We start from the raw sequence: 21,165 nt of genomic DNA, 5'->3' as shown, positions 1-21,165 counted from the left end.
TGACGGGGAGGACCGGGCGGCATGCCGACAGCGACAGCAGGGGGAGGCGGCCCAGAGGGCCCCGCCGCCCCCAGGATCCGGCGCAGGCTCGCCGACGCCCTCACCTGGAGCCGCAACGACGCCCTGGTGGCCGTCGGTTCCGCGGCGGTGGACCTGACCGCCTACTCGATCGGCGCCCTGGAGAGCGGCGAACGCCTGAGCCTGCCCGTGCTCGGTCTCCTGGTGTTCGCCTCGCTCGCGCTGCTGGTCCGGCGCCGGTACCCCGTGGCCGTGCTCGGCGCCGCACTCGTCGTCGGCGCGATCCTGAACCTGGTCATCCCGCTGCCCATGGGGTTCGACGCCAATGTCACGGTCGCCCTGTACTCGGTGGCCCGGGTCCGCGGTCCATGGGTCATCGCGGCGGCCGGGCTCGCGACCCTGCCGCTGCCGCTGATCGGCCGGGACGGGCACTGGGCCGAGACCGGATCGGGGGTGATCGGCAACCTGGTCGCCGCGACCCTCGTCGCCGGCGCGGGCCTCGTGGTCCGCCGCTATCAGCGGGAGGTCGAGGCCAACCGCACCCTGCTCGCCGACCGGGCGGTGGCCGAGGAACGCCGCCGCATCGCCCGCGAGCTCCACGACATCGTGGCCCACCACATCACCACCATGCAGCTGATGGCCGGCGGGGCCCGGGCCAACCTGGCGCACGACCCGCAGGCCGCCCGCGAGGCCCTGGTCACCCTGGAGGGCTCCGGGCGGATGGCGCTGCGGGAGATGCGACAGCTGCTCGACGTGCTGCGCGCGGGTGAGGAGCCCGAACGGACCCCGCCCGCCCCCCAGCCCGGCGCCGGGGACCTCGACCGCATCATCGCCGAATCCCGGCTGGCCGGGATGGAGACCGCGTTCACCGTGCGGGGGGCGGTCCGGCCGCTGCCGCCGAGCGTCGGGCTGACGGTGTTCCGGGTCGTGCAGGAGGCCCTGACCAACGCCCGCAAGCACGCGGGGCCCGCGCGGGCAGACGTACGGCTGACGTACCGGCCGGACGAGATCGCCGTGGAGGTGCGCGACGACGGTGCGGGTGCGCCGCCGTACCCGGCGCCTTCGCGGCCGGGACCCGGCTCCGGGTACGGTCTGGTGGGAATGCGTGAACGAGTCGCTCTGCAGGGCGGCACGCTGGAAGCGGCCCCGCTCGACGGCGGCGGCTTCCGGGTGGCCGCCCGTCTGCCGGTGGCATCGGGAGCGGCCGGGGGAGAGGGAGGGGAACCACGCCGATGATCCGCGTGCTGATAGCCGACGACCAACCGCTCGTGCGACGGGGCCTGGCGCTGATCCTGGCCCCCGACCCGGACGTGGAGGTGGTGGGAGAGGCCGCGGACGGCGCCGAGGCCGTGGCCCTCGCCCAGCGGCTGCGGCCCGACGTGGTGGTCATGGACATCCGCATGCCGGTCCTCGACGGGGTCCAGGCCACCGGAGAACTGGCCCGGACCCGGCCGGAATCGCGGGTGCTCGCGCTCAGCACCTTCGACATGGACGAGTACGTGGTCGCCGCCCTGCGCGCGGGCGCCTACGGCTTCCTCCCCAAGGACATCTCCCCCGAGGAGCTGATCGCGGCCGTCCGTACCGTGCACACCGGCGAAGCCGCCGTCGCGCCCCGGCTCCTGACCCGGCTGATCTCCACCTACGTCCGGGCACCCGACCGGCACCGGCGGCCGGCCGGGCCCCCGGCGACGGCGGACGGACTGACCCCCCGCGAGCTGGAGATCTGGCGCCTGCTGGCCCGGGGCCTCGACAACGCCGAGATCGCCCGGGACCTGGACATCAGCATCTCCACGGTCAAGAACCACATCACCGGCGTTTTCGGCAAGTTGGGCATACGCGACCGCGCCCAGGCGGTGATCGCGGCCTACGAGAGCGGCCTGGTCGAGGCCGAACGGAGGAGCACTTGATCACCAAGTGCCCGCAGAGGACCGGAATCGGACTGGTGACCCTACCCCTGACCAGCCAGAACACTGGATGATTCGCCCGTGTGTGCGGGATGCTGCGCATGGCACAGTGCCAGGAGCACAACCGCCGGACCAGGGAGCCTCCATGCGTGACCCGCACCCCATGCCGCCGCCGCTCGCGGCCGAGCCGGAAGGTCCGGCGGAGCCGGGCCCGCTGCCCGCCTGTCCGGTGTGCGCCGGCGCCCCGCAGCGGATCTCCTGGCGCCAGCGCCCGGGCGAGCCCGTGGTCCTGATCTTCGACCCCTGCGGCCACCGCTACATGTCCCCGGCCGCACCCCTCCTGGCCGTGACCCCGGCGATCCCGCTCAGCGAGTGAGGAAGCCGGCGGTCGGTCCCGCTCAGGGAGTGAGGAAGCCGGCGATCCGCTCGGCGAACGCCTCCTCGCCCAGGATCTCGATCCCGGCCGCCTCGGCCTTGGCGACCTTGCTGCCGGCCTTCTCGCCCGCCACCAGGAGCGTGGTCTTCCCGGATATCCCGCTCGCGGACTTCCCTCCCGCCCGCTCGATCAGCTCGCGGACCTTGTCACGGGTGTCGTACGCCGCCAGCGCGCCCGTCATCTTCCCCGTGACCACCACGCTCTGACCGGCCAGCGGACCCTCCTGCGCTCCGGGCACGACCGCCGGCCGGGGCTCGGTGAGATTGACCCCCGCCGCCGCCAGCTTGTCGATGACCGGCCCCAGCTCCGCCACCTGCGCCACGATTCCGGCCGCCTTGGCCTCACCCACCAGCTCCACCGCCGTCATCGCGGTGGTGTCCGCCGCGCGGATCGCCTCCATCGTCCCGAAGTGCCGGGCGATCCGCCGGGACATGCCCCGGCCCGTGCCGATCACGCCGAGCGCGCAGAACACCCGGGACAGCGGCCTGGCCTTGGCCGCCGCGATCTGTTCCAGCAGCTTCACGGCCCGCTTCTCGCTGCCCGCGGCCTGCGTGAGCACCGCCTGGTCCAGGGTGAACAGGTCGGCGACGTCACGGACCCGCCCGGAGTCCACCAGGGCCCGGACGTACGTCTCGCCCAGGCCGTCTATGTCCAGCTGGTCGCGCCCCGCGGCGTACAGCACCGCGGCGATCCGCCCGCAGTCGGCCGGCCGCGCGCAGCGCCACCTCTCCTGCGACCGGTCGATCTCCCCCTGGCAGCCGGGGCAGACACCGGGCAGCTCGATCTCCCGCTCCGCGCCCGTGCGCAGCTCGACCACCGGGGCCTCGATGCGCGGGATGATGTCGCCCGCCTTGTAGACGGTGACCGTGTCACCCAGCCGCAGGCCGCGCCGGACGATGTCGGCGGGGTTGTGGAGCGTGGCGTGCCGCACCACCGAGCCGTCTATCTCCACCGGCTCCAGGACGGCGGTCGGCGCGAGCACGCCCGTGCGGCCCACCGCCCAGGTCACCTCCAGCAGCCGGGTGCGCCGCTCGACGGCCGCCAGCTTGTACGCCGTCGCCCAGTGCGGGTGCCGCGAGCCCGTACCGGCCGCCGACTGCTCCGCCAGGGAGTCCAGTTTGACGACCACCCCGTCGATCCCGAAGGGCAGCACCGGGCGCAGGGCGGCGATCCGGTCCACCTGCTCCTGGACCTCGGCGAGCGCGGCCACCACCGTCAGCCCGGCCTCCGTGGCCGCGGCCGTCCGTACGCCCGAGGCCGCCACGTACGCCATGACCTCGGCGTGGCCCCCGCGCGGCAGCACCTGCGCGCCGTCGAGCTCGACCGCGCCGAACGCCCAGAAGGTCATCTCCACCGTGTAGGGGCGGCCCTTGGCCCGCAGGGTGCCGGCCGCGCCGTTGCGGGGGTTGGAGAACGGTCCGGCGCCGTGTGCCGCGCGTATCTCGTTCGCCCGCTCGAACTGCTCCGTCGTCAGCAGGACTTCGCCGCGCACCTCGAACGAGGCGTCCGTGGCCAGTTCGAGCGGCAGACCCACGATGGCGCCGATCGCATGGGAGACGTCCTCCCCGCTCGTCCCGTCGCCCCGGGTGACCAGCTGCACCAGCCGCCCGCCGCGGTAGCGGGCCGCCAGCGAGGCGCCGTCCAGCTTCGGCTCGACCGCGTACCCGCCCGTGACGGGGCCGCCCAGCCGTCTGACCAGCGAGGCTTCCCAGTCGAGCAGGTCCTGCGGGTTGAAGGCGTTGGCCAGCGAGAGCATCGCCGCGGAATGCGCCACCTCCCCGGCCGGCACGGCGCCACCGGCCACCTTCCCGGTCGGGGAGGCCGGGTCGACGTGCTCCGGGTAGGCGGCCTCGTACGCCTGGATCAGCGAGACGAGGAGGTCGAACGAGGCGTCGTCGAGCGGCGAATCGCCCGAGCCGTAGTACGCGGCGGAGGCCTTGATGGCCGTACCGATCGCGTCGGCGTACTCGTCACGGGTGGCCAGGGCGGAAACGGTGGTGATCGTCATGCCCCGATAGTGACCGAGGGGTCTGACAATGAGGATGTCCTTGGCGTCGTGCGGGGGTCTGACTCCGGGTCTGACTGACGTTTCGGCTGTCCGTCTGCCGAATCGTCGGCCGCCGGGCGACGCCACCGCGTGTGCTCGCGGGTGTCCGTGACCTCATAGGAGCTTGGCCACCAGCCTCATTCGATCTCCCGCTCCGCGCCCGTGCGCAGCTCGACCGGGGAGGAGGCCGGACGCGCCCTCGCCCCGGCAGAACTCGGCGAGTCTGCCGGGGCGGGCCGGACCACGGCGGTTCCCGTGCGGTCGTCGGGTCGTGGGTCCTGCCCCCGACGACCGCACGACGGCACAGAACGTCGCGGTCAGGAGGAACTCGGGTCAGCGGACCTCGGTGACCCGGTGCTCCTTGCGCGCTCCACAGTTGGAGTTGTACACCTGCACGTGCACGTTGCTGATGCCCCCGCCCCAGTCGACGCAGTGGCCCTTGCCGTACACGTAGGCCGGCCCCGCGTACGACGTGTACCGGCCGTAGTCCTCGCCCCGCTCCCAGGTTTCGGGGACTTCGATCCAGAGGGCCATGTCCACGGCCGCACCCGGGTTGTTGCGGATGGTCGCGACGCAGTTCTTGCCGTTCGAGGCGTTGTACGTCAGGTAGACGGTGCCCAGCGAGCCGATGGCGGCCGAGTTCACGGTCTTGTAGGCGCTTCCGCAGACCTTCTGCGGCGTGGTGTTGGGCGCGGCGCTGGCGGGCGCCGCCAGAGCGGTCGTGGCCCCCAGGGCCAGGGCGGCGAATGCGGCGGTGGTAAGGGCGGAACGGGTGAACCTCATGTTTCCCCCTGATGGTCATTGGAGTTGGTCGCTCCTGCATGGTGTGACATGCAGGACGGCGGAACGGTTGCGCATTGTCCGCAAAAGATGTGACCGTGCCTCACTTACCACCCCGCCCGCCGGCCGGCGGACGGCCTCCGACGGCCGCACGCGGGCGTCGAGGCCACGCAGGCCGACTTCGCCGCGTTGCGCCGGCGGTCGACGGCTACGCCCGGACACCGAGCTGACGCTCGGCGTCCTCGACGACCGCCTCGGTCAACGGTGGCCGAACCCCATACAGCCCCTCGCCCCAGAACGTCGCCTCGACCTCGTCAAACCCCGCCACCAACGCATCCTGCGGACCCCGCCGACAGGCTTGACGGTCCACAGGAGCGTCAACGGCCGGTCCGTGCGGCCCGCGCCGACTGCGGCGGCAGTCGAGACGACACCTGACGCATGCTCAAACATGCTTGATGTCAGGCGACTTCGAGCAACTTCCTTCAAAGAGAGCTCGGATCCCGCTATCTTGCCGGGAGCATGCCAAGTCGGTGTGTCCGCGATCCGGACCGCACGAGGAGCTGCCCCATGACACTGACACGCTTCAGCAGGAGCCCACGGCGACGGTGCACGGCGGCACTGCTCGCCGCCGCCCTCGCGGTCGCGGGACTGGCCGCCGCCGGGCCCATCGCCTCACCGGCCGCCGCGGCGCCCTCCGGGGCCACCGCCACCGCAGGCGACGTCACCGGCTTCAGCCGGTCCGGGAACACCTTCACCGTCACCGCGTCCAGCGGGGCCAAGGCCCGCGTGGTCGTCGCCCGCGCCGACATCTTCCGGCTCTGGCTCTCCCCGGACGGCGCCTTCACCAACGATCCGGCCGGCTCCGACCTCGCGCCCACCACCGACTTCGGCTCGGTGAACACCGCCTACTCGGACGCGGGTACGTACTACCGGATCACCACCGGCTCCCTCTCCATCCGGGTCAACAAGTCACCCCTGAAGTTCTCCGTGTACCGCGCCGACAACTCCACCCCCGTCTGGCAGGAGACCCAGCCGACCTCCTGGACGGGCGGCCGGACCACCCAGTACCTGGCCCGGGGCGCCGACGAGCAGTTCTACGGCACCGGTCTGCGCCTCGGCGAGTGGGCCCTGCGCGGCAAGACCGTCCCGGTCGCCGTCGACAACAAGTGGCGCGAGAACAACAACGCGAGCCCGGCCCCCTTCTACATGTCCACCAACAACTACGGCGTCATGCGCAACACCTGGGCCCCCGGCTCCTACGGATTCAACGCGCCCACCACCCTCACCCACGACGAGAACCGGTTCGACGCCTGGTACTTCACCGGGGACTCCCTCAAGACCGTCCTCGACGCCTACACCGACGTCAGCGGCAAGCCCTTCATGGCTCCGATGTGGGGCTTCGAGCTCGGCAACGCCGACTGCTTCAACGCCTCCAACCCCGACTACCAGGGCGACCACGACCGCCTGCGCCACCAGACCACCCCCGACGTGGTCGGCTACGCGGCCGACGCCCGCGCCGCCGACATGCCCTCCGGCTGGTTCCTGCCCAACGACGGCTACGGCTGCGGCTACACCGCACCCCTCAAGTCCACCGTCGACGCCCTCAAGGCCAAGGGCTTCCAGACCGGCCTGTGGACCTCCACCGGCCTCGGCGGCATCGCCGACGAGGTGGGCCAGGCCGGCAGCCGCGGTGTGAAGACCGACGTCGCCTGGATCGGCGGCGGCTACAAGACGGCCTTCAAGGGAGTCCAGCAGGCCGTCGACGGCATCGAGCAGAACTCCGACGCCCGCCGCTACGTCTGGACCGTCGACGGCTGGGCCGGCACCCAGCGCAACGCCGTCGTCTGGACCGGCGACACCAACGGCACCTGGGACGACATGCGCTGGCACGTCCCGGCCATCGCCGGCGCGGGCCTCTCCGGGCTCAACTACGCCTCCGGCGACATCGACGGCATCTTCGGCGGCAGCCCCAAGACCTACGCCCGGGACCTCCAGTGGAAGGCCTTCACCCCCGCCTTCATGACCATGTCCGGCTGGGGCGCCACCGGCCCGCAGGCCGGCTACCAGGACAAGCAGCCCTGGCGCTTCGCCGAGCCGTACCTGTCGATCAACCGCAAGTACCTCCAGCTCAAGATGCGGCTGATGCCCTACCTGTACACCATGAGCCGCGTCGCCAACGAGACCGGCGTCCCCAGCACCCGCGCCATGGTCCTCGACCACCCCGACGACCCGGTGGCCCGGGGCAACCTCACCAGCGGCCAGTTCATGGCGGGCGACTCCTTCCTCGTCGCACCCGTCGTCTCCGACACCACCGTCCGCGACGGGATCTACCTGCCCGCCGGGACCTGGACGGACTACTGGACCGGCAGGACCTTCGCGGGTCCGGGCTGGCTCAACAACCACCAGGCCCCGCTCGACACCCTGCCGCTGTTCGTCAAGGGCGGTTCCATCGTCCCGATGTGGCCGCAGATGAACTACACGGGGGAGAAGCCCGTCTCCACCCTCACGTACGAGATCCACCCGCGCGGCAACTCCTCCTTCAGTCTCTACGAGGACGACGGCCGCACCCGCGCCTACCGGTCCGGGGCCTTCGCCCGCCAGCAGGTCGACGTCACCGCCCCCACCGCCGGCACGGGTACGGTCACCGTCAACGTCGGTGCCCCCACCGGCAGCTACGCGGGCAAGCCCACCTCGCGCGGCTACGAGTTGACCCTGCACGTGGCCTCCGCCCCCACGGCCGTCACGGTGGACGCGGCCGCCCTGCCCCGGCTCACCACGAAGGGTGCGTACGACTCCGCCACCACCGGCTGGTTCTTCGACCCGGCCGACCGGTCCGGGGTCCTCTGGGTGAAGACCGGTACAAAATCGGGCGCCTTCAGCGTCTCGGCCGCCGGAGCCGGCATCCCCGCCGCCGACGCCATTCCGGCCGGTTCGGCCCCCATCTCCCAGTCGGCCTGGTCCCTGGTCTCCGCCGACAGCCAGGAGACCGGCGCCGAGAACGGCGCCGCCCGGGGCGCCTTCGACGGCAGCCCGGCCACGATGTGGCACACCGCCTGGTCGTCGGGCACCCCGGCGCAGCTCCCGCACGAGATCCAGATCGACCTCGGCGCCCGCTACACCGTCGACGGCCTCGGCTACCTGCCCCGCCAGGACGGCGGCGTCAACGGCCGGATCGGCGGCTACGAGGTCTACGTGTCCGACACCACCACCGACTGGGGCTCCCCGGCGGCCACCGGCACCCTCGCCGACACCGCGGCGGCCCAGAAGATCGCCCTGCCCGCCAGGACCGGCCGCTACCTCAAGGTGAAGGCCCTGACCGAGGCGGGCGGCCGCGGCCCCTGGACCAGCGCGGCCGAAATCACCCTGACCGGCCGCGCCGCACCGCTCCCCGCCGACGCCACCCTCGTCAACGGGGCCTCCGCGAGCTGCCTCGACCTGCCGCACAGCGCCACCACCCCGGGCACCGAACCCACCCTGTACACCTGCCACGCAGGCCCCAACCAGCGCTGGACCCTCCAGCCCGACGGCCGCCTCACCGGCCTCGCGGGGGTCTGCCTCGACGCCGCGGTCGCCTCCCGCGTCACGGTCCGGACCTGTGACGGAGGCGCCGCCCAGACCTGGCAGCCGGGCCCGGACGGCAGCCTCCGTACGGCGGGCCAATGCCTCACCCCCGAGGGGTCGGCCACCGCCAACGGCACCCGGCTCACCCGCGCCGCCTGCACCGGCACCCCCGCCCAGCGCTGGACCCTGACGCCGTGACGCCGTGACGCCGTGGCGCCGTGGCGCCCAGAGCTTCCGACAGCCGCCGCCCTCCCCGGTCCCGCCGGGGAGGGCGGCCCGCATCCGCTCCTACGCCTCGGCCACGCCGTCGTGACCCCGCCGGCCGCCCGGCGGGTCCCCGCCCTCGACGGGCCAGTGGGCCCGGCCCGCGTCCCCGTCCTGCCGCCCCTTCCCCAGGGGGTGACCGTCCGCCTCCGACGTGCCCCGGCCCGGCTCTTCGGCCGCCAGGCCCTTCGCGGCCGCACGGCCGGGCAGCACCGACGCCGGCAGCAGACCGAGCGCGGCCAGCGCCGCCATGGCCGCCAGCGCGCCACGGCCGGGGGAACTGCCCGCACCGCCCGCCGCACCGCCGGCCGCGATGGCGATGCCGAGCGTCGGGCCGATGTTCATGGCCGTCTGCTTGAGGCCGCCGACCACCCCCGCGTACCCCGCCGGGGCGTCACCGACCACCGTCCCCGTCGCGGTGACCATCACCGCCGCGAACCCCGCGCCCAGCACTCCGAAGCCGATCCCGCCCGGGGCTCCGCCCAGGCCGAGGCCCGCGATGCCGGCCACCACGAGCCCCGTCCCGGTGAGCGCCGTCCACCGGGCCCCGAACCGCCGCAGCGCCATCCCGGCCACCGGCGCCCCGGCGACCATCAGCGCGGTCAGGGGCAGCACCCGCAGCCCGGAGGCGAGCGGATCGAGCCCCTCCACGTCCTGGAGGAGGAAGGTGGCCACGAACAGCGCCCCGAACATGCCGCCCGAGACCACCAGCAGCAGCGCCATCGAAGCCGTCACCGGCTTCGACCGGGCCACGGCGGCCGGCACCAGCGGCTGCGCCGAACGCCGTTCGCGCCGCACCAGCAGCCCCGCGAGGACCGCGGCGCCCCCGAGCCCCGCCAAGGTCGGCAGCGAGAGCCACCCGTGGTCCGGTACGCCGGCCAGCGCGTGCACGAGTACCGCCAGCCCGGCGGCCAGCAGGGCGGCGCCGCCCACCTCCAGCCGCCCGTCCTGCCCGGCCCGTTCCGGCGCGGGCATCCGCAGCGCCAGGATCAGAGCGGCGATCACGACGGCGACGGGCACGTTCATCACGAACACCGACCGCCAGCCCAGCTGTGCGACCAGCACGCCCCCGATCAGCGGTCCCGCCGCAGCGGCCACCCCGATCGCGCTGGTCCGGATCGCGACCGGCGTCGCCAGCCGTTCGGCCGGGTACGCGAGCCGCAGCAACGCCAGCGTCGAGGGCTGGAGCAGCGCCCCGAACACCCCCTGGAGGGCGCGCAGTGCGATCACCCAGCCGACGCCGGGCGCGAGCGCGATCCCCGCCGAGGCCGCGGCGAAGCCGAGCACCCCGACCATCAGCATCCGCGGATGCCCGTACCGGTCGCCCAGGCGCCCGGCGATGACCAGGAAGGCGGCTACGGCGAGCAGATAGGCGGTGCTGGTCCACTGGACCTCCGCCACACTCGCCCCGAGGTCGCGGCGCAGGCTCGGCTGCGCGACGAGCAGCACGGTCCCGTCCAGGGCCACGAGCATCGCCCCGGCCACGCTGACGAGGAGTGCGATCCGGTGCCTCATCGGCCGTCCCTCCCGAGGTGGGCGTCCAGGGCGGCATCGACGAGCTGGTCGAGCCGCGCCGGATCGGGCCCGCCCTGAACGAGCGGGAGGCTGTCCCAGGACCACAGCTGGGCGATCCCGTGCAGGTTGGCCCAGAGCGCGGCGGCGGTCACGGCCGGCGCCGGGATCTCCTCGTCGCCGGTCCGGCAGCGCGCCACCAGGGCGACCAGCAGCTCGAACAGCGGCAGGGTGGACTCCCGCAGCCGGGGCCCGGCGGGGGCGGGGTCCTGCCGGTCCCCGTCCAGCAGGTCGTGCCGGAACATCAGCTCGAACATGCCCCGGTGCTCCAGCGCGTAGCCGACGTAGGCCCGCGCGAGGGCCGTCACCTGTGCGCGCGACGCGGCCTCGGCGGCTCCGGCTCCGGCCTCGGCCATGGCCTGGGCGAAGCGGATGGCGAGGTCGGCGAACCCGCGCCGGGCGATCGCCGACAGCAGGGCGTGGTGGGTGGGGAAGTACCGGCGCGGCGCCCCGTGCGAGACCCCGGCGCGCCGGGCGATCTCCCGGAGCCCCAGTGAGCCGGTGCCCTCCGACATCACGAGGTCCACACCGACGTCGATCAGCCGCTCCCGGAGCGGACTCTCCTGTTCCATAGACAGTGTCTACCAGCCGGGCATAGACACTGTCTATTCCGCGGGCCGGGAGCTGCTCCGCAGGGTCCTCGCAGGTCTGCGGCATGATCGCGTCGGGCCCGCCGTGGATCCGGGCCGCCGGTCACCTGGCCTGCGGGGGAGCGGTGGACAGGCCGCTCGGCGCCGGCCCCAGGGTGGTGGTGCCCGGCGAGGCGCGGTGCCCGAGGCCCGTCCGGTACGCGTCCAGGGCCGCCTCGATCCGGCCCGCGCGCCGCAGCAGGTCGCCCAGCAGCCGGCACAGGTCGGCCAGGTCCCCGGTCGCCCCGCTGCGTTCCAGCAGGGCCAGCGCCAGTACGTAGTGCTCCTCCGCGGCCTCGGTCCCCCCGCGCTCCTCCGAGATCAGCCCGAGCAGCCGGTGCGCGCCGCCCGCGTGCACCGCTCCGTGGCTGTCGCCCAGTTCCAGCAGCGCCGACAGGAGTTCGGTCGCCTCCTCGTACCGGCCGAGCCGGCGCAGCACGTCGGCCAGTTCCACCTCGACCTGGGCCGTGTACAGGGTGGCGCGCTTGGCCGACAGCATCTCGCGGGCCGTGCGCAACTCGGCTTCGGCCGAGGCGAGATCGCCGTTCTGGGCCTGTACGTAGCCCCGCATCCAGTGGCAGTGCGCCAGATCCGTGCGCAGCCGCAGCTGCCGGTAGATCGCCTGGGCCTTGGCGAGGGAGGCGTCGGCGTCCGCCACCCGCCCCTCGGCGAGGAAGGTCCGGGCGACCTGCCGGTGCATGCCCGCCACCAGGGCCGGGTCCTGGACCTGTGGGGCCAGTGCGAGGGCGAGTTCGGCGGCGCGGGCGGCCCGGGCGTGGGCGCCCATGTCGATGTACGGGCCGATCGCCGCCGCGTACAGCAGCACCAGCGCCTCCGGGTCGCCCAGTCCGCCGGCGTTCAGCTCGTCGATCGTCGATTCCAGGAGGTAGCACGCGTACCGCAGCTCGCCCGCGAGCAGGTGGGCGACGGCCCGGCCGCGGATCGGCCGGGCCCGGCGGGGGAGCGGCTCGTCCGCGAGGAGCTGTTCGGCCGCCTCGAAGTGGCGTATCGCGGTGGTCAGTTCGCCCGACTCCAGGGCGCAGTCGCCGAGCCCGAGCAGCGCCTCGGCCCGCTCCGGCGCGAGGCCGAGGTGCTCGGCGTCGGTGAGCAGCCGCCGGAAGCGGACGGCGGCCTCGTCGGCGGCCCCGGTGGCCAGGGCCCGCTGGGCGTCGGTCAGCGCCAGCCGCAGCTCGGTGGCCAGGTGCGGCGGCCGGCCGGTGGCCAGCTCCTCGTACGAGGTGCCGAGCCGCCGGGCGAGGTGGCGCAGGGCGGTCTCGGAGGGGCGGACCCGGCCCGACTCCAGGGTGGAGATGTATGCCGGGGTGTAGGAGGGTTCGGCCAACTGCCTTTGTGTCAGCGCGCGTTCGATGCGCAGCCGCTGAACCCGGCGGCCGATCTCGGCCGGTTCGTCCATATGGTCCCCCTGCTCCGTTGAACTCCCCAGTATTCAGCGGGAGATGGCCATTGCGCAGGCTCCCCGCGCACCCCTAATTTAAGCACCTGATTAAGCCAGCTTATCTACGCACTTAACTCCGAGGGGGATTCTTTGAACTCACCCATCCGCCTGGCCGTCGCCGCGGCCGGGGCCGCCGCCGTGCTCTTCGCCGCTATGCCCGCGGGCGCCGCCGCCGCACCCGCGCCCCACGGGACCGGGGTCGAGGTCGAGATCCCGGGCCCCGAGCAGGGCCAGGCCGCCGGATCGGGCCACACCCGGGTACCGGCCGCGGGCCGGGCCAAGGACGCGCCCCGGCTCTCCGCCGCCGAGCGGGAGGCCGACGGCGAGGTCACCAAGGTGATCGACAACGGCCCGACCGCCGACCGCCTCGACGTGGTCGTCATCGGCGACGGCTACACGGCGGCCGAACTGGACCGGTTCCATTCGGACGCCCGGCAGAAATGGGCCGAGGTCGCCGCCGTCGAGCCCTACGCGACGTACCGCAACCTCTTCAACGTCTGGACCGTCGACGCCGTCTCCCGCGAATCCGGGGTGTCCGGCGACCCCGACCCCGCCACCGTCCGCGACACCGCCCTCGGCTCGTACTTCTGGTGCGAGGACATCGAACGGCTGCTCTGCATAGACCAGCCCAAGGTGGACGCGTACGTGGCGAAGGCGCCGGCCGCCGACCTGGTGATCGTGCTCGCCAACAGCTCCAAGTACGGCGGCGCCGGCTACAACGAGCCCAGCGCCACCCTCGGCTACGAGGGCATCTCGACCGCCTCCGCCGGCAACGCGAAGTCCGGCCAGGTCGCCATCCACGAGACCGGACACTCGCTCGGCAAGCTCGCCGACGAGTACTTCTACCCCGGCTCCCCGGACTACGAGAAGTACACCGGCCCCGAGCCCGCGGACTCCAACAGCTCCACGCTGACCGCCGACCGGATGGCCCGCACCCGGACCAAGTGGTACCGCTGGCTCGGCGCGGAGTCCCCCGACGGCGGCAAGGTCGGTGCGTACGAGGGCGGCGGGTACTACGTCACCGGGCTCTACCGGCCCACCGACAACTCGATCATGCGGGTGCTGGGCAAACCCTTCAGCCTGCCCGGCGTCGAGTCGATGATCGCCGGATTCCACCGCCACGCGAACACCGTCACCCCCCTCACCCCCACCGGGCGCACCCTGCGGCCGCGCGATACCGCAAGGGCCTCGGTACCCCGGCTGGCGGGGCTGGACGGCCGCCAGTTCGCGGTGCGCTGGTACCTGGACGGCAGGGAGCTGAAACGGTTCGAGGGGCGGACCGAGGTACGCGTGCAGGAACTGTTCCTGCACGACGGGCGGACGCACAAGCTCTCCGTCACGGCCGAGGACCGCACCCCGTCGGTCCGCGACCCGAAGATCGCCCGGACCCTGCACAGCACGGTCGGCTGGAACGTCCGCCGCTGACGCCGCTGAGCGGGGCCGTCCGCTTCCGGCCCTGCCTCAGACCCCGTCCGCGTAGCGCCAGAACGCGCGCATCAGGGCGGGCGGGGTCGGTCCGCTCATCTCGACCTGGGTCAGCAGCACCGTGACGGCCCCGGTCGCGGGCACGATGTGCGCCGCGGTCCCGGTGCCGCCCACCCAGCCGTAACGGCCCGGAACGTTCCACGGGTCCACGGCCTCGACGTCCACCGAACCGCCGAACCCCCAGCCCTGCCCCTCCAGGAACAGCGCGCCGTCCGCGCGCTGTCGCGGGGTCAGCCAGTCGGTGGTCATCTCCCGCACCGACGCCGGGGACAGCAGCGCCCGCCCGTCGGGGCCGGTCCCGTCCGCGAGCAGCATCCGGCCGAAGGCGCACCAGTCGTCCGCGGTCGACACCAGCCCGCCGGCCCCCGAGGGGAAGGCCGGCATCCGGCTCCACTGCCCGTCGCGTGCGTCGACCAGGGTGAGGTCGCCGCCTGCCGGATCCGTCCGGTAGCAGCCGGTGAACCGGTCCAGGTCCGCACGCGGTACCGCGAAACCGGTGTCGGCCATCCCCAGCGGCTCGAAGATCCGCTCCGCCAGGAACTCCGGCAGCGGCCGTCCCGACGCCCGGGCGATCAGCACGCCCAGGATGTCGGAGCACGTGTTGTACAGCCAGGCCTCACCCGGCTGGTGCAGCAGCGGGATCCGGGACAGGGTCTTCATCCAGGCATCCGGGTCCGCGATCAGCTGCGGCTGCGGAGGCCCCTGCCGCAGCTCGCTGAAGAGCAGCCCGACGGCGGGCAGCGTGAAGTCCGACGGGAACCCGTAGCCGGCCCGGAACGTGAGCAGGTCCTCGACCGTGATCGGCCGCGCGGCCGGCACCACGTCGTCCACCGGGCTCGACGGGGTGCGCACGACCACGGGCGAGGCCAGCTCGGGCAGCCACTCCCGGACCGGTTCCGCCAGGCCGAGCCGCCCCTCCTCGATCAGCATCATCACCGCGGCGGCCGTCACCGGCTTGGTCAGCGAGGCGATGCGGAAGATCGAGTCCCGGGCCATGGGCGTGGACCCGCCCGACTCGGCGGTGCCCACCGCGGCCACCTCGACCCGGTCCCCCCGGGCCACCAGGGCCACCGCCCCCGGCAGGGATCCGCTGCGGACGTGCGGTTCCAGGACCTCGTGCAGGCCGCTCATGAGACTCCACCTCTCCCGATGTTGCCGGCGGACCGGAGCGGCCCACCGCAATCCAGACTCCCCGGGCGGGCGGGAATCATCGGTCAGGCGCCCCCGGGCTTTCGTCCCCCTCAAGGGCGCTGTGCCTCCCACAAGGCGCAGTGGTGTTCGGCCCCCACGTCCACCGGCCGGATGCCGCCGGCCCCCGGAGCCAGCGACAGCACCGGATCAGGGGCCCCGAACCGCGGCCACCGAGGGGCTCCCGGACCGTTCGGCGTGCCCGTGCGGGCGAAGCGCGTCCAGTAGCCGGCCATCCGGTCCGCCAGCGCCCGCTGGCCGGGGTCCAGTCGGTTCGCCGCGAACAGGTAGGACAGCTCGAAGCCGTGCGAGGCGCCGTACGGGAGGTCCGCCACCTCCGGCAGCCCCGCGTAGTTGGGCGCGCTCCGGTCGCTGAACCGGTAGCCGTACGTCGGCACGTGCCGGGCCAGCGCCCGGCTGTCCCGCAGCGTCGGGCAGATGAACGAGGCGTCGGACAGCACGGCGGCGAAGGCGGTCGCGGGCGTCGGATATCCCGTCACCGGGTAGGCCGCCTCCACGGCCGCGGCCGAAGCGCCGAAGGAGGTCCGCAGCCGCTCCCGGTAGGCCCGGGCGTCACCCAGCGGGTAGACCGCGAGGGTCTGGGCCAGGAACAGCCGGGATTCGTCCCGGGTGGTGCCCTGCATCACCGGCACGCGGGCGAACCTGCCCTCCGCCAGGGCGCGGTCCGGCGCGAGCGGCAGCACGGCGTTGCCGTACGCGACCGAGGAGAACCGCCCCATCAGTTCGGGCGTGGCCAGCCGGCCCGCATCCAGGCCGCGCAGGCACTCCAGCACCGCGGGGGACCGGCCGGGGCAGCCGAGCGCGGCCGCCGCCGCGAGGCCGTCCGCGACCGTGCGGGACTCGGCCACGAAGGGCTCGTACCGGCCGAGCGAGGGCAGCAGGGCGCCGGGCGGCATGGTGGTCGAACAGGAGCCGCTCTGCACGATCGCCCGGTGGAAGAGCCCGGCCGAGCCCGGCGAGGTGAGGTGGGCGCAGACGCTGAGGCCTCCGGCCGACTCCCCGAACACGGTGACGTTGTCCGGGTCGCCGCCGAACCGGCCCGCGTTCGCCCGCACCCAGCGCAGCGCCGCCCGCTGGTCGGCGAGGGAGAAGTCCGGGGCGCCGCCGAGCGCGGGATGGCCGAACAGGCCGAAGACCCCCACCCGGTAGTTGACCGTGACGACCACGGCGTCGCCGCGCACCGCCAGCGGATCGGGCCGGTACAGGTCCCCGGCGCCGTTCTGGAAGCCGCCGCCGTGGAACCAGACCATCACCGGCCGGTCCGGACGGCCCTTCGGGTGGCCCGCGGGCGCGGTGACGTTCAGGTACAGGCAGTCCTCCGAGCCGCTCGGCCCGCCGGGACCGAGCGGCGGCAGCTGCACGCAGCGCGCGCCCGGCGCCCCCGCGTCGCGCACCCCGGACCACGTGGGCGCGGGCGCGGGCAGCCGCCAGCGCAGCGGTCCGGTCGGGGGCGCGGCGTACGGGATGCCGTCGAAGGTGGCGTACGTACCGTGCGCCCGGCCGCGTACGGGCCCCTGGACGGTGTTCACCACGGGCCCCTCCGCGGCGGGGCCGTCGGCGGCCCGTGCCGTGGCGGGGCCCGCCGCGAGGGCGGCCAGGAGCAGCAGGGCAGGCAGCGCCGGGGCGTACAGCGGCGTGGCCGTCCGCGTCCGCCGCCGACGCCGCCCGAAGAGGTTCCCGTCCGGCACGTCGAGGCCCCCTCCTGCGTGGATGATCGGCCCCCACTGTGCAGGGAGCGCCGCGGCGGGGCCACCCCGCGCGCGGCGTGTCCGGACCGCGAGCACCCGATCAGGTGGACGGTGCCTTCCGGGCGGCGCGCGCGAGGCAGGATCCGAAAGAGACGGCCTAACCCCGCTCCACCAGCCCGCGTACGTAGGCGGCCTGACCGGCGTGCTGGAGGTCGTCCGCCAGCACGCTGACCAGCCGGACCCCGAGCGTGACCGGGGGGTCCCAGCGCTCGTCGACCACCTGGTCGAGCTCCCCGGCTCCGAGGCCGCGCACGAACCGCAGCGTCTGCTCGTGCACCGCGTCGAAGTAGCCCAGCAGCAGTTCGCCCGAGTCCACGCGCACCTTCCCGGACTGCGGGGCGGTGTGCCCGTACCCGGTCGCGTCGGCGGGCAGCGGCAGGCCGAACCGGGTCACCCAGTCCTGCGCCCGCCACACCTGCTCCTGCCCCGACGCGTCCGCCACATGGTCGTCCTGCACCCGGGTCAGGTGCCAGACCAGCCAGGTGATGGAGTTCGCGGCGGCGTCGACCCGTTCGTTCAGCTCCTCGGCCGAGAGGCCCTCCACCACCTCGTGGACGACCTCGCGGATCCGGGCGAACCCGTCGGCCAGAACCTCCGTACCCTTCACGGCGCGGCCCGGCCGGCTATCGCAGGTCCATGCCGGGATCGTCCATGATGCGGCCCTCAATCTCGCTCTGCTCCTGGAGCCGGCGGGCCTTGTCCTGGAGCCGCTTGCGCTCCTGGGGGTCGGTGGACCGCTCGGCCGCCGCGTTCATCTCCTTGGCCTTCTCGCGCAACTGCCGGGTCCGGCCGCCGGATTCGCCTGCAACGCTCATGATCGCTCCTTGGCTCGGTGGGGGAGAGCGGGCGCAACCAGGGAAGCAGCAGTCCGGTGCGCACGCATCTCGAAGGCCGTGGCACCGCTCTAATCAGCGGCGATGCCCGTGATGGCGGGGTCGCCCAGCGGTGCGGTCTCCTCGGTCAGCCCGACACCGCTCAGCGCCGCCGCCGCGAGTTCCCGGGCCTTGGCCTGGGCCTCCCGGGTCGTGGCGGCCTCCACCTCCAGGTGGAGGCTGAAGGCGGACGAGCCCGAGTAGAAGGACAGGATGTCCAGATCCTCCTTGACGCCCAGATCCGTGCTGCGCGGATCCGCCGGCCGGAGCGCGCGCACGAGCTCCGTACGGGCCTCGGGGGTCAGTTCGGTCAGGAGGGTGCCGGGAATGGTGACGACGTAGACGGTCATGACACAGCGCTTGCCCGCGACTCGCGCGGGAAATCGTCGTCGGCGAACCCGCCCCCCGTTTGCCCGCCCCGAATGGCGCAGTGCGCCGATGTACCGCTGAATGTAACAAAGCGTGCGCTTCCCATGACGCACGATGACCGGCGCGCGATGTGTAGACCCGCGTGTCGGCGAACGGAGCTTTCCATGAATGACCCCATCACCCTCGCGGCGACCGACCCGGAAGACCGCCGAGAGACCCCCGACACCCCGGACCGCACCGACGAGTCGGACGGCCCCGGACATCCCCCGCCCGCCCCGGCCTTCCCGGCCGTCCCCGACGCCGAGCCGCCCGCCCCGCCCATGCGGACCCTGCTGGAGACTGCCGCGACCTGTCGGCCCGTCGAGGAGGTCACCGCACTGGTGAGCCTGCTCAAGGAGACCGGCCGGCAGCCCAACCCGGGACACGAGGCGCTCCGCGCGGCCGCCGTGTCCCGGCCCGTCGACGAGGTCCGGCAGATGGTCGCCCTGCTCGGCGAGCCCCCGCACGGCGACATCGAGGCCGACATCACGCTGCGCGCGGCCGCGGTCGGCCGGTCCATCGAGGACGTGGCCCTGCTGGCCGGCTTCCTGGACACCGACCGGGTCGGCAGCCCCGGCGACCCCGACGGCCCCGAACGGGCCGCCCGGGCCGGCCAGGCCGGTGAGGCCGGGCAAGCCGAGGCGCCCGCCGCACCCGCGCGGCACGCGGAACCCGCAGGACACCACCAGGCGCCGCGGCCGGAGCGGCCACCGGTGTACAGGCCGGAGCCCAGGCCCCCGGTCCGCGCCGAGGGCGCGCTGCGCCACATCCTGCGCTGGCCCGTGGCCGCCGCGCTGCTCCTGTGCGGCGTGCTCCACCTGCCCGGGGACCTGGCGGCCCTGTCGGCCCTCACCCTCGGCGAAGCCCTGCCCGTCGCCCTGTCGGCGCTCTGCCTCTGCCTCGGCGCGCTGCTGATGGTGCGTGACACCGCGGCGGTGTGGCGGACCGGGGCCGTCGCGGCCCTGGCCGTCGTCGTGCTCCACGTGGTCGGCGGCATCGCGCTCTTCGACCCCCTGGAGGGGGCGCTGGGCGGACCCCACCCGTGGGCGGGTGTCACCGCCGTGATCTGCGCGGCCGCCGGCGCGGTGCTGGCCGGTCTGGCGCTGATGTACCGCCCCCGGCAGGCCGACCGGGCCTGATCCGGGGGCAGGGGCCCCGGCGGACCACCGCCGGGGCCCCTGCCGTTGCGCCTTGCGCGTCCCGAGGGCCTACGCCAGGAGGTTCACCGCGCGGGTGAACACCCCGGGCAGCCGGGCCGCCAGGGGCACGATCCGGCGGGCCAGCCGCGGCCGCCCCCGGGCCCACAGCAGCGAGCCGGTCAGCGCGCGATAGCTGCGCGACAGCTCCCGCCAGGCCCGCTCGTACTCCGCCGGGCGGCCCGCGAGCACACACCGTACGAGTTCCCCCGCGGCCGTCACCGCCAGCGTCAGCCCCTCCCCGGTGAGCGCGTCCACGTACCCCGCCGCGTCCCCGACGAACAGCACCCGCCCGGCCACCCGGGTGCGCGCCCCTTGCCGCAGCGGCCCGGCGCCGCGCACCGCCGCACCCGCCGAGGCCTGCGGCAGCCGCGCCGACAGCAGCGGGAACCCGGCGAGTTGCACGTCGAAGGGCGCCTGCTCCGAGGTCAGCACCGCCACACCGATCCGGTCGGGCCCCAGCGGGGTCACGTACGCCTCGCACCGGGCCGACCAGTGCACCTCGACCAGGTCGCTCCAGGGCTCCACCGCGTAGTGCCGCCGCAGCCCGTACCGGGCCGGGCGCCCCCGCGCGGGCGGCGCCGACAGTCCCAGCCCGCGCCGGACGGGCGAGTGGAGGCCGTCCGCGGCCACCAGGTAGCGGGCGGTCAGCCCCGCCGCTCTGACCCGGAGCGTGTCCTGCCGGACCTCGTCCACCCGTCGCGCGAGCACCCGTACGCCCAGCTCCGCGGCCCGCGCCGCCAGGGCCGCCTGGAGCTCGGTACGCCGGGTGCCGCGCCCCGGGCCGGTACGGAACAGCCCCTCCGCGCGGAGTCCGCTCACGCCGTCCACGTAGCGGATCCCGCGGAACGGACGGCCCGTCACGGGCACGCCCAGCTCCTCCAGCCGCCGTACGGCCCCCGGCATCAGCCCCTCGCCGCAGGCCTTGTCGATCGGAGTGGGGCGGGGCTCCAGCACCACCACCTCCAGCCCGGCGAGCGCCCCGTGGATGGCGGTCGCCAGCCCGGCCGGGCCGCCACCCGCCACCAGCAGGTCGATCACGGCGCGGAACCCACGAGCCGGGTCGTCGTACGGGCCTGGGTGAGCGCCGTGTTCTCACAGCGGATCCGCACCCGCAGCAGCAGCGCGTTCAGCACCGTGAAGGCGGCCGCGGTCACCCAGGCCGAGTGCACCAGCGGCAGGGCGAGGCCCTCCACCACCACGGCCGCGTAGTTCGGGTGGCGCAGGAGCCGGTAGGGCCCCGCGGCCACCAGCGGCAGGGCGGGCACGACGATCACCCGGGTGTTCCAGCGCGGCCCGAGCGCGGCGATGCACCACCAGCGCAGACACTGCGCGGCGACGGCCAGCGCGAGCGCCGTCCAGCCCAGGGCGGGCAGGAACGGCCGGTCCGCCGCCCAGGGTTCCACCGCGCACCCCGCGAGGAGGGCGGCGTGCAGGGCGACCATGAACGGGTAGTGGCCGCGGCCGTACTCCCGGCCGCCCATGGCCAGGCTCCAGGTGGCGTTGCTACGGGCCACGGCGAGCTCGGCCAGGCGCTCGGCGGCGACCAGCCCGAGGATCAGCAGGTACAGGTTCATCGA

The 21,165-nt window shown here is 74.2% G+C and carries 18 protein-coding genes; 6 read left to right on the top strand and 12 right to left on the bottom strand.

Annotated elements, in window-relative coordinates; all coding sequences use genetic code 11:
• Window positions 1-21: 21 nt before the first annotated feature.
• From ACZ4TG_RS02385 to ACZ4TG_RS02375, 3 genes are all read left to right on the top strand, one after another.
• Entirely contained in the window at window positions 22-1,254 is a 1,233-nt protein-coding gene (locus tag ACZ4TG_RS02385) for a sensor histidine kinase (RefSeq protein ID WP_468159437.1), read from the top strand.
• Entirely contained in the window at window positions 1,251-1,925 is a 675-nt protein-coding gene (locus ACZ4TG_RS02380) for a response regulator (RefSeq protein ID WP_468159436.1), read from the top strand. The genes ACZ4TG_RS02385 and ACZ4TG_RS02380 overlap by 4 nt, the downstream gene beginning before the upstream one ends.
• Window positions 1,926-2,067: 142 nt before the next feature.
• Window positions 2,068-2,298, top strand: coding sequence for a hypothetical protein (locus ACZ4TG_RS02375; protein ID WP_468159435.1), 231 nt, complete (start codon window positions 2,068-2,070; stop codon window positions 2,296-2,298).
• Window positions 2,299-2,320: 22 nt separating this feature from the next.
• Here ACZ4TG_RS02375 and ligA read toward each other — a convergent pair whose 3' ends face one another.
• Together ligA and ACZ4TG_RS02365 are read right to left on the bottom strand one after the other, a co-directional pair.
• Window positions 2,321-4,366: an NAD-dependent DNA ligase LigA gene (gene ligA, locus ACZ4TG_RS02370; protein ID WP_468159434.1), complete on the bottom strand. Its 2,046-nt coding sequence runs from the start codon at window positions 4,364-4,366 to the stop codon at window positions 2,321-2,323.
• Window positions 4,367-4,738: 372 nt separating this feature from the next.
• Window positions 4,739-5,188 (bottom strand): spore-associated protein, encoded by a 450-nt coding sequence (locus ACZ4TG_RS02365; RefSeq protein ID WP_468159433.1) that lies wholly within the window; start codon window positions 5,186-5,188, stop codon window positions 4,739-4,741.
• A 564-nt stretch (window positions 5,189-5,752) separates the two neighbouring features.
• Here ACZ4TG_RS02365 and ACZ4TG_RS02360 point away from each other — a divergent pair.
• Window positions 5,753-8,944, top strand: a complete 3,192-nt coding sequence (locus ACZ4TG_RS02360; protein WP_468159432.1) for a TIM-barrel domain-containing protein — start codon at window positions 5,753-5,755, stop codon at window positions 8,942-8,944.
• Window positions 8,945-9,034: 90 nt separating this feature from the next.
• Here ACZ4TG_RS02360 and ACZ4TG_RS02355 read toward each other — a convergent pair whose 3' ends face one another.
• The 3 genes from ACZ4TG_RS02355 to ACZ4TG_RS02345 all read right to left on the bottom strand — a co-directional run bounded on the left by ACZ4TG_RS02355 (window position 9,035) and on the right by ACZ4TG_RS02345 (window position 12,625).
• Window positions 9,035-10,525, bottom strand: coding sequence for an MFS transporter (locus tag ACZ4TG_RS02355; protein ID WP_468159431.1), 1,491 nt, complete (start codon window positions 10,523-10,525; stop codon window positions 9,035-9,037).
• Window positions 10,522-11,154, bottom strand: a complete 633-nt coding sequence (locus ACZ4TG_RS02350; protein ID WP_468159430.1) for a TetR/AcrR family transcriptional regulator — start codon at window positions 11,152-11,154, stop codon at window positions 10,522-10,524. Before ACZ4TG_RS02350 ends, ACZ4TG_RS02355 begins: the two co-directional genes overlap by 4 nt.
• 121 nt (window positions 11,155-11,275) lie before the next feature.
• Entirely contained in the window at window positions 11,276-12,625 is a 1,350-nt protein-coding gene (locus tag ACZ4TG_RS02345) for a helix-turn-helix domain-containing protein (RefSeq protein ID WP_468159429.1), read from the bottom strand.
• Window positions 12,626-12,757: 132 nt separating this feature from the next.
• On the opposite strand from ACZ4TG_RS02345, the gene ACZ4TG_RS02340 reads away from it, so the two are divergent.
• Window positions 12,758-14,092, top strand: coding sequence for a M64 family metallopeptidase (locus ACZ4TG_RS02340; RefSeq protein WP_468159428.1), 1,335 nt, complete (start codon window positions 12,758-12,760; stop codon window positions 14,090-14,092).
• Between the two features lie 36 nt (window positions 14,093-14,128).
• Here ACZ4TG_RS02340 and ACZ4TG_RS02335 read toward each other — a convergent pair whose 3' ends face one another.
• From ACZ4TG_RS02335 to ACZ4TG_RS02315, 5 genes are all read right to left on the bottom strand, one after another.
• The gene (locus tag ACZ4TG_RS02335) at window positions 14,129-15,283 is read right to left on the bottom strand and encodes a serine hydrolase domain-containing protein (RefSeq protein ID WP_468159427.1); all 1,155 of its coding nucleotides are present in this window, start codon (window positions 15,281-15,283) and stop codon (window positions 14,129-14,131) included.
• Window positions 15,284-15,393: 110 nt separating this feature from the next.
• Window positions 15,394-17,049 (bottom strand): carboxylesterase/lipase family protein, encoded by a 1,656-nt coding sequence (locus ACZ4TG_RS02330; RefSeq protein ID WP_468159426.1) that lies wholly within the window; start codon window positions 17,047-17,049, stop codon window positions 15,394-15,396.
• A 157-nt stretch (window positions 17,050-17,206) separates the two neighbouring features.
• Window positions 17,207-17,716 carry a mycothiol transferase gene (locus ACZ4TG_RS02325; RefSeq protein ID WP_468159425.1) on the bottom strand — a complete coding sequence of 170 codons (510 nt, stop codon included), beginning with the start codon at window positions 17,714-17,716 and terminating at the stop codon, window positions 17,207-17,209.
• A gap of 16 nt (window positions 17,717-17,732) precedes the next feature.
• Window positions 17,733-17,924 (bottom strand): DUF6381 family protein, encoded by a 192-nt coding sequence (locus tag ACZ4TG_RS02320; RefSeq protein ID WP_468159424.1) that lies wholly within the window; start codon window positions 17,922-17,924, stop codon window positions 17,733-17,735.
• Between the two features lie 89 nt (window positions 17,925-18,013).
• Complete coding sequence (locus ACZ4TG_RS02315; protein ID WP_468159423.1) at window positions 18,014-18,331, bottom strand: hypothetical protein; 318 nt, start codon at window positions 18,329-18,331, stop codon at window positions 18,014-18,016.
• A gap of 183 nt (window positions 18,332-18,514) precedes the next feature.
• Between ACZ4TG_RS02315 and ACZ4TG_RS02310 the strand changes: the two genes are divergently transcribed.
• A complete protein-coding gene (locus tag ACZ4TG_RS02310; RefSeq protein ID WP_468159422.1) occupies window positions 18,515-19,528 on the top strand; it encodes a hypothetical protein in 1,014 nt (337 codons plus the stop codon).
• Between the two features lie 69 nt (window positions 19,529-19,597).
• Here the strand turns inward: ACZ4TG_RS02310 and ACZ4TG_RS02305 are convergent, their stop codons facing one another.
• Window positions 19,598-20,626: an NAD(P)/FAD-dependent oxidoreductase gene (locus ACZ4TG_RS02305; protein WP_468159421.1), complete on the bottom strand. Its 1,029-nt coding sequence runs from the start codon at window positions 20,624-20,626 to the stop codon at window positions 19,598-19,600.
• A complete protein-coding gene (locus ACZ4TG_RS02300; protein WP_468159775.1) occupies window positions 20,623-21,162 on the bottom strand; it encodes an isoprenylcysteine carboxyl methyltransferase family protein in 540 nt (179 codons plus the stop codon). Before ACZ4TG_RS02300 ends, ACZ4TG_RS02305 begins: the two co-directional genes overlap by 4 nt.
• Window positions 21,163-21,165: the final 3 nt, after the last annotated feature.

It is taken from the genome of Streptomyces sp. NPDC028314 (genome assembly GCF_055565795.1).
Note: the sequence above shows the minus strand (reverse complement) of the source record. Positions and strands in the feature narration are given on the sequence as shown.

What these genes read in the sequence shown, in the direction of transcription:
- ACZ4TG_RS02350 (WP_468159430.1), bottom strand. Translation starts at nt 11,154, where the DNA reads ATGGAACAGGAGAGTCCGCTCCGGGAGCGGCTGATCGACGTCGGTGTG.
- ACZ4TG_RS02355 (WP_468159431.1), bottom strand. Translation starts at nt 10,525, where the DNA reads ATGAGGCACCGGATCGCACTCCTCGTCAGCGTGGCCGGGGCGATGCTC.
- ACZ4TG_RS02315 (WP_468159423.1), bottom strand. Translation starts at nt 18,331, where the DNA reads ATGACCGTCTACGTCGTCACCATTCCCGGCACCCTCCTGACCGAACTG.
- ACZ4TG_RS02300 (WP_468159775.1), bottom strand. Translation starts at nt 21,162, where the DNA reads ATGAACCTGTACCTGCTGATCCTCGGGCTGGTCGCCGCCGAGCGCCTG.
- ACZ4TG_RS02365 (WP_468159433.1), bottom strand. Translation starts at nt 5,188, where the DNA reads ATGAGGTTCACCCGTTCCGCCCTTACCACCGCCGCATTCGCCGCCCTG.
- ACZ4TG_RS02335 (WP_468159427.1), bottom strand. Translation starts at nt 15,283, where the DNA reads ATGAGCGGCCTGCACGAGGTCCTGGAACCGCACGTCCGCAGCGGATCC.
- ACZ4TG_RS02360 (WP_468159432.1), top strand. Translation starts at nt 5,753, where the DNA reads ATGACACTGACACGCTTCAGCAGGAGCCCACGGCGACGGTGCACGGCG.
- ACZ4TG_RS02345 (WP_468159429.1), bottom strand. Translation starts at nt 12,625, where the DNA reads ATGGACGAACCGGCCGAGATCGGCCGCCGGGTTCAGCGGCTGCGCATC.
- ACZ4TG_RS02385 (WP_468159437.1), top strand. Translation starts at nt 22, where the DNA reads ATGCCGACAGCGACAGCAGGGGGAGGCGGCCCAGAGGGCCCCGCCGCC.
- ACZ4TG_RS02310 (WP_468159422.1), top strand. Translation starts at nt 18,515, where the DNA reads ATGAATGACCCCATCACCCTCGCGGCGACCGACCCGGAAGACCGCCGA.
- ligA (WP_468159434.1), bottom strand. Translation starts at nt 4,366, where the DNA reads ATGACGATCACCACCGTTTCCGCCCTGGCCACCCGTGACGAGTACGCC.
- ACZ4TG_RS02320 (WP_468159424.1), bottom strand. Translation starts at nt 17,924, where the DNA reads ATGAGCGTTGCAGGCGAATCCGGCGGCCGGACCCGGCAGTTGCGCGAG.
- ACZ4TG_RS02380 (WP_468159436.1), top strand. Translation starts at nt 1,251, where the DNA reads ATGATCCGCGTGCTGATAGCCGACGACCAACCGCTCGTGCGACGGGGC.
- ACZ4TG_RS02375 (WP_468159435.1), top strand. Translation starts at nt 2,068, where the DNA reads ATGCGTGACCCGCACCCCATGCCGCCGCCGCTCGCGGCCGAGCCGGAA.